Annotated in this window: 6 protein-coding genes; 4 read left to right on the plus strand and 2 right to left on the minus strand. The window is 60.2% G+C overall.

The genetic code is table 11. From position 1 onward, the window contains the following. The first annotated feature begins 44 nt into the window (after window positions 1-44). Both AAC035_RS16300 and AAC035_RS16305 read left to right on the plus strand, forming a co-directional pair. Window positions 45-1,025 (plus strand): 2-dehydropantoate 2-reductase, encoded by a 981-nt coding sequence (locus AAC035_RS16300; protein WP_339806010.1) that lies wholly within the window; start codon window positions 45-47, stop codon window positions 1,023-1,025. 18 nt (window positions 1,026-1,043) lie between these two features. Then, window positions 1,044-1,589 (plus strand): cob(I)yrinic acid a,c-diamide adenosyltransferase, encoded by a 546-nt coding sequence (locus tag AAC035_RS16305; protein ID WP_339806012.1) that lies wholly within the window; start codon window positions 1,044-1,046, stop codon window positions 1,587-1,589. 122 nt (window positions 1,590-1,711) lie between these two features. Here the strand turns inward: AAC035_RS16305 and ampD are convergent, their stop codons facing one another. After that, entirely contained in the window at window positions 1,712-2,263 is a 552-nt protein-coding gene (gene ampD, locus AAC035_RS16310; RefSeq protein ID WP_339806020.1) for a 1,6-anhydro-N-acetylmuramyl-L-alanine amidase AmpD, read from the minus strand. 279 nt (window positions 2,264-2,542) lie between these two features. Beyond that, window positions 2,543-4,930: a DUF1631 domain-containing protein gene (locus tag AAC035_RS16315; protein ID WP_339806014.1), complete on the minus strand. Its 2,388-nt coding sequence runs from the start codon at window positions 4,928-4,930 to the stop codon at window positions 2,543-2,545. A gap of 295 nt (window positions 4,931-5,225) precedes the next feature. On the opposite strand from AAC035_RS16315, the gene nadC reads away from it, so the two are divergent. Then, the gene (gene nadC, locus AAC035_RS16320; RefSeq protein WP_339806016.1) at window positions 5,226-6,080 is read left to right on the plus strand and encodes a carboxylating nicotinate-nucleotide diphosphorylase; all 855 of its coding nucleotides are present in this window, start codon (window positions 5,226-5,228) and stop codon (window positions 6,078-6,080) included. A gap of 90 nt (window positions 6,081-6,170) precedes the next feature. Beyond that, window positions 6,171-7,347, plus strand: a 1,177-nt coding sequence (locus AAC035_RS16325; protein ID WP_339806018.1) for a diguanylate cyclase, incomplete at its 3' end; no start/stop codon positions are given.

Below are 7,347 nucleotides of genomic sequence, written 5' to 3' on the forward strand. Positions count from 1 at the left end.
CCCGCCTCAGCGAACAGCGAGCTGCCGTAGAGGCCATGTAAATCATGAGTCGGTTCCAGTCCGGACAGCCGGGTGCCGGGGATGGCCTCACCGCCATTCTCGGTGCCGGTGCTCTGGGTCAGTTGTGGGCCGGCTATCTCGCTCTGGCCCCGGCCGGTAACACTGCGGCCCGATCCCGGGTCGGCTTTGTTGAACGGCCTGGCACCAACCCGGCGTCACTTTGCTACCAGCTGCAAACGCCGCAAGGACAGGCTTCTGAAGTGTCGGTTTCATTTCTGGACCCGGCCACAGACCGCCCTTCGCTGCTGCTGGTCACCACCAAAGCCACTGACGTACTGTCTGCGTTGAAAGCCACGCTGCCATCACTGCCTGAAGCCGTTCCGCTGGTTCTGTTCCAGAATGGCATGGGCAGTCAGCAAGCGGTGGCAGCCCAATGGCCCGACCGCCCTGTTCTTGCAGCCAGCACCACCGAGGGGGCCAATCGTCCGGAGCCCGGCCTGACCGTGCATGCCGGTCGCGGGCAGACCTGGATCGGGGCGATGACCCCGGCCGCTGAGCCATTGCTTTCGCAGATAGTCACCCTGCTGGGCAACACCGGCCTTGCGGTGATGCCGGAGCCGGACATCCGCGCCAGGCTCTGGCAAAAGCTGATCATCAACGCCGGCATCAATGCCTTTACCGCGTTGCTGGACTGCCCCAACGGCGGGATTCTGACCGCACCTTTCTATCTGCAGTGGATTGACGGGGTCTGTAAAGAATTGCATCAGGTCATGATCGCAGAGGGGCTGCAAAGTCCCGGTGCGGGTGAACTGCGCCAGAAGATTGAAGCGGTGGCCCGCAGTACCGCTACCAATACTTCGTCCATGAGGGCGGATGTCCTGCGGGGGCGTACCACTGAAATTGACTATATTAACGGGTATGTCGCCGATCGCGGCAAGGCACTGAATATCGCGACACCAGTGAACCAAATGCTCCGGCAACAGGTACAACAACTGTCGGTCACACCCGGACCATCCGCCACTTAACGGAACAGGGAGCACACCATGGGCAACCGCCTCTCCAAGATCTACACCCGCACCGGTGACGACGGCTCCACCGGACTTGCGGACGGCAACCGTATTGCCAAAAATGCCCAGCGGGTTGAGGCCATGGGTATGGCCGACGAGCTGAACTGCCACCTGGGCCTGCTGATCGAACAACTGAACAACGAGGACGATCTGGCCGGTATTCTGCGCCGGGTGCAGCATCACCTGTTTGACCTTGGCGGCGAGTTCGCCATACCCGGCAGCCGGGTCATTAACGACGAACATATCGACTGGCTGGAATCCTCCCTGGACCAGTACAACGAAGCACTGCCGCCCCTGAAGAACTTCATTCTGCCAGGTGGATCGCCGGCAGCGGCCCAATGCCATCTGGCCCGGGCCGTGTGCCGTCGAACCGAACGGGTGGTGGTGGCGCTGGGGCATGAGGACTCCATCAACACCGCATCACGGCATTACCTCAACCGGTTATCCGATCTGCTGTTTGTGATAGCGAGGGTACTGGCTCGTCGTAACGGTGGTGAAGAAATACTCTGGGAACAGCACTGACCTTTTGCCGGCCTGGCGGCTGTCCTCGCCAATAGCCAGCCATGGGATCACAGCCGCCGGATCATCCGGCGGCTGTTCAGACCAGCCCCGGAAGCCTGCGAGGATGCAGGTACTGGCGTCAGTTACCCGATCATCAGTTCCCTGAAATACGTCCAGTTAAAGGCAGGACCAGGATCGGTCTTCCTGCCCGGAGCGATATCGCAGTGGCCCGTCATCCGGCTGTCATCAATCTCTGGCCAGGCTGCGCTGATCAGGCGAGCCGCCCGGGCCAGACACTGGTACTGGGCCCGGGTATAGGGAATATCATCGGTCCCCTCAAGCTCGATACCAATCGAAAAGTCATTGCACTCCTCTCGCTCGCCAAACCGGGATCTGCCCGCATGCCAGGCCCGGTCCCGAAAGCTCACGAACTGCACCAGCTCCCCGTCGCGGCGGATCAGGGCATGTGCGGACACGGTCATGCCGGCAATGGTTTCGAAATAGGGGTGAAGGCTGGCATCCAGGCGGTTGCAGAAAAACGCTTCGATATGGCCACCACCGAACTGCCCCGGTGGCAGACTTATATTGTGGACCACCAGCAGCGAGATATCCGCCGGATCAGGCCGCGGCCCGAAATTTGGTGATGGACACCAGCGCACGTCCCGGAAACGACCGAGCTCCCGCAGGTGTTGGATTTCTTCATGCCAGCGAGGATCCTCCGGCGACTGCGGCAGCCGGTCTACGGGGCCAGGGTCCGGGCCGGACCCGTTCTGAGCTGAGGGGGCTGAAGACAGGGAGTCTGGAAAAGACGAATCGGGAGTCGAAGATTTCAACGGAATAATCCGGCCGGTTCAGGATGTTTCCTGATTGAACCACAAAGGCTGCCCGGGACACCAGCCGGGAGCCGGTCGCACCGCAGCAGTGCCGGAGACCCGCTACGAATGACTGCACGTTCCTGACAGCGGGCTTGCGGATCAGTCCTTGCGGTTGTGGCGGAGGTTGTCGATGATGGATTCCAGCGCCCGGTCAAAAATCAGCCCGTCATCCAGCATGGTCAGCTTGCCGCTGGCCAGGGTTTCGGCCAGCTCTTCAATACGGTATTCCGCAACCTTGGCTCCGTTCCGGTTGACGAAGATGTACTTGCCGGTGGCGCGGATAATGGCCGCCAGTTTGCAGCGCAGGCGTCCGCCGTCATTTTCACGGGTCATTTCTACCCAGCAACCCACGCGCATACCGGCCGCGCGCTCCAGCCAGGGTGAACCTGCCACGGCCGGCTCAGCACTGACCTCCGGCGCCTGCGCGACGCTGTCGTTCACAGCGGAGGCTTCGACGGCATCGGTGGGAGTGATCTCAGGCCCGGAAACACGGCTCTGCTGCAATGCTTCTGCAGACTGGATCTGAGCGTCCAGCTCTGCCAGCACCGATTCGTCCGCTGCCGGGTCGTACACCTCCTGATCAGACTGGTCGTTCAGGCTGTCACCGGTCAGAACCGGAATCTCCCCGGTTCCTGCAACACCGGCATCTGAAGGGGCTGCAGCTTCCTGGGCCGGCTTGCGGGCGGCCACCAGTCCCTGCAGGACGTCCACATGGGCAAGTTCAAGGTCGCGGATGGCAGTATCGATGGCAAACGGGTCCCAGGAGATCTCCTGAAGCCCTGCCCGCAGGGCGTCGGTAATTTCCGGCACAGCCCTGAGCAATTCGGCCCGGGTGTCGCCAGTAACGGGCTGTGGATCCAGCGTCCAGACCAGGCGCTCGGTCAATCGGACGACACTCTGCCACCGGGGGCTGTCATCGCCCTGCCGCAGAAACACCCATTCCAGATACTTGCGCCAGGGCTCTTCCATCAGCGCGACGGCTTTTTCAGGCAGGCTTCGGCCGGTGATCAGATCCGCCAGCAAGCCATGGATCCGCTCCTGGGCAAGCTCCTGCTTTGCTCTGCCCTCCTCGGCGTCCCGCAGTCGCTGCTCCACCAGCTCCCGGCGCCGGCGATCCAGATCCATGAAGTGCTGGAAATCTGCCAACAGTTCACTGAACAGGCTGACATTATCGGTGAATTCATTGAGCAGCCGGCTGACCACGTGCTCCACTTTTTCCCGCAGCGGATCGCGCTGTCCTTCCGCCTTGGCCGACCAGCCGATACCGGCATTGGCGAGCTCGTTAAGCAGTTTCCGGGCGGGATGACCACCTCGGTTGAAAAAGCTGCGGTCAAGCAACGCCACCTTGAGTACCGGAATCTGCAAGCGTCCGATCAGCATCTTCATCACGGAGGGCAACTGGCGGTCGTCCAGAATGAATTCGAACAGCATCGCCACCAGGTTGATGACATCTCCGTCGACCTGATTCACTGGCAACTGGCGGTCCGGCCCTGACGGAATAACCCGCCCCAACAACGACGACAGCGGCAACACATCACCACCATCAGTGATGCTGGAACTGCCTTGCAGGCGGCTCAGCTGCTGCATGAGCGCAGCCGTGTCCACCACGGGTAACGTACCCCGGCCGTGGCTGAACCCTGCGCTGGTTCGCGGTGCCGGTTCGCCCTGATGCAACAGCGCCGTCAGGTCGGAGAAGTTGTACTGTCCACCCGGGTCGTCTTCATCCAGCCCCGGCGACTGTTCCCGGCCCGAAGGCGGCACTGAACGGCCTGGCTTTGGCACCGGTGATGAACCATTGACCGGCGCTCGCCGCAGGTCCGGCAAGACCCCCTCGGTAACCAGAAGGCGATTGGCTTCCCGATAGAGGTCCTCCAGTCGGTCAACCAGAAGCCGGTCGAAAAGCTTGATCACCACAAGGCGAGCCCGGATATCGATTTCCAGTTCGCTGCTGGCCTCGCCCAGACCGATACAGATCACCTCGGGGCTCAGGGGCATCTGGCGGTCCGCCAGTGAACGCAGCCCGGTGGCATGGGCAATACGAGCGTTCAGCAGTCGTACCTGTTCGCCGTAACGATTGCCCAGCTTGGTAATCAGTCCCTCAATGGCTACCTTGCGTTCGAGCTCGGAATCATCCATCAGGGTCAGGGAATCCTGATCCACTTCTTCCAGACCGCGACTGGACGGCATGGGATCAAAGCGCCCTATTTCGTTGAAGGCGCGACTGACCCACTGCAACACTGTATTGGTCATGGCCTTGCGGCGCAGGCGTAACTCCCGCATGGCATCGAAGTAGGCCACCTGATCCTGATTCGAGCCGGCGCGGTCTGCCATACCGAACAGCACGTCGTCTGCGCTGTCAAAAAAGTCAGACAGGACTTTGGTCAGGGCACGGGCCGACGTATCCCGCAAACGCACAAGGGTTGCGGGTATTGCTACGCGCTGTCCCTGCGCCTCTCTGAGACTGACCACTTTATTGTCCTGCGCCATGACCACGGACCCCGTTTAACATTGGTTCACACTTTCAGTAACACATCATAGGCGCTTCCATCGTCAATATGTGTCAGTTTTTGTCACCGTTTGTGATTCCCGGAACCTTGTCACAAGTTGGCCTAAACCCTCCTCATATCTGTAACAAATCGTTGCCAACGGTTACACCAACTGACGCTACGCGTCACAAAAACACCGGGTTACACCCTCTAAAATAAAGGCTGAAGAGTTTCAACCTGACAGCGTGGCCGATACAATCGCATTCTGTGAATCAGTTAATCATTCAGGAACCACAATGGCATCGCTGTCTCCAGAGTTGTTACGTCAGTCACGCGTTGAATCCGTTGCGCTGAGTTTGCGGGAAGATATCGGCACCGGTGATATTACGGCTGCGCTGATTCCCGCCGACCGCCAGGCCGGGGCCCGGGTCATCACCCGGGATACCGCCATTATTGCCGGCTGCGACTGGGTAACTGAGGTATTTCGTCAGGTCGATCCCGATGTGGCACTGAGCTGGTACGTCAGTGATGGCGACAAGGTGGTCCCGGATCAGGTGCTGTTTACCTGCGAAGGCACAGCCCGGAGCCTGCTGACCGCAGAACGGGCAGCATTGAACTGGCTACAGACGCTGTCTGCCGTGGCTACCCGCTGTCATCATTACGCGGCACAGGTTGAGCACACCGGCGTGCGTCTGCTTGATACCCGTAAAACCCTGCCCGGACTTCGTTTTGCCGAAAAATACGCGGTAACCTGCGGCGGCTGCGACAACCACCGTATCGGGTTGTGGGATGCTTTTCTGATCAAGGAAAATCATATAGCAGCCTGTGGCTCCATTGCGGCAGCGGTCGCCAAAGCCAGGGAGATTGCCCCGGGGCGCCTGGTGGAAGTTGAAACCGAAACCATGGACGAAGTCCGGGAAGCGCTGCAAGCAGGCGCGGATGTGATCATGCTGGACGAGTTCTCCCTGGAAGATATGCGAAGGGCTGTCACCCTGGTTGCCGGCGCCTGCCGGCTGGAAGCCTCCGGTGGCATTAACCAGAAGACGCTGGTGGCGATTGCCGAAACCGGCGTGGATTACATTTCGATAGGAGCGCTGACCAAAGATATTCAGGCGGTCGATCTTTCGATGCGACTGACACAAGCGCTGTAAGCAATCAGGCCAGGCATGTTTGCGGGTGGCTCACACCCGGGAAAAGGAACCAGAGAGCCAGCACGGCTCTCCGTACAAGGCAGGGAAACAGTGAACCGTTACAAGCGTAAACCCCAGTATTCATACCCGCCCGGCCCGCGCTGGCTGCCCATCACCCTTGATACCCTTGCCAGCCTGCTGATTCTTGCACTGGCCTGCAGCCCGCTGTTGTTCCTGGTGTACCCGGAATCCGCCCTGGAGCAGGAATCCATCAGCCAGTTCCTCTGGTCGGCGGCTCCGGCATTGCTGGTGCTGGCCGGTACCTTCGTCTATGTTCGGGAACTGCTGAGAGCACGCCATCGCATGGAAAGCCGGCTGGAGGATGTGGTCGACGATCGCACCCGCGAACTGCAAACCGCCAATCAGGAGCTGAGAGACGAAATCTTCGTCCGCCAGCAGGCAGAGCGCTCCTTTCGTCGCTCATCACGCCATTTCCGCGCCCTGTTCGAGACAGCCGCCACCCCCATCATGCTGCTGGATGCCCGGTTCTGCATACGTCAGTGGAATACGGCCGCCGAAACCCTGTTCGGCTACAGCCGGGACGAGGCGGTTGGCCGAAACCTGCTGGAAACGTTTATTCCCGAAGAATATCGTGATGAACTGGCCTGGAAGATCCTGAAAACCTTTCGTTCCAGTAGTCAAGAAGCGCTGGAAACCGGGATTCGCGGCTATGATGGCAGCCGCCACATCATTCTCTGGAGCCTGAACCAGCTGGAAGATGACGACGACGAAGAAAGCCCCCAGCAGCTGATACTGATTGGCCAGAACATCACTGAAATCCGCCAGACCCAGGACCAGCTTCACTATCTTGCCCATTTCGACGTGCTCACCGACACGGCAAACCGGCGGTTGTTTGAGGACCGCTGTCGTCGTGCCCTTGCCAGCGCCAGTCGCCATGGCCACAAATGCGCCCTCATCAGCCTGGATGTCGACCACTTCAAGCGGATCAACGACACCCTGGGCCATGACGCCGGTGATACGCTGCTACAAACCATCGCCATTCGCCTGGCCGCCAGTGTCCGGGAAGAAGACACCATCGCCCGCCTCGGAGGGGATGAATTCGCCGTTCTGTTGCATCAGGTAAACGGAGCTGAGGGCTGTGACAAGGTGGCCCGCAGCATTCTCGACGCCATTACCCAGCCGGTGGAAGTTCAGGGTGGCGAGCTGGTGATCACCTCCAGCATCGGTATTACGCTGGCCCCCGATGATGGCGAGAGTTACGAGCAGC

The organism is uncultured Marinobacter sp., from assembly GCF_963974375.1.
Lineage (GTDB): Bacteria > Pseudomonadota > Gammaproteobacteria > Pseudomonadales > Oleiphilaceae > Marinobacter.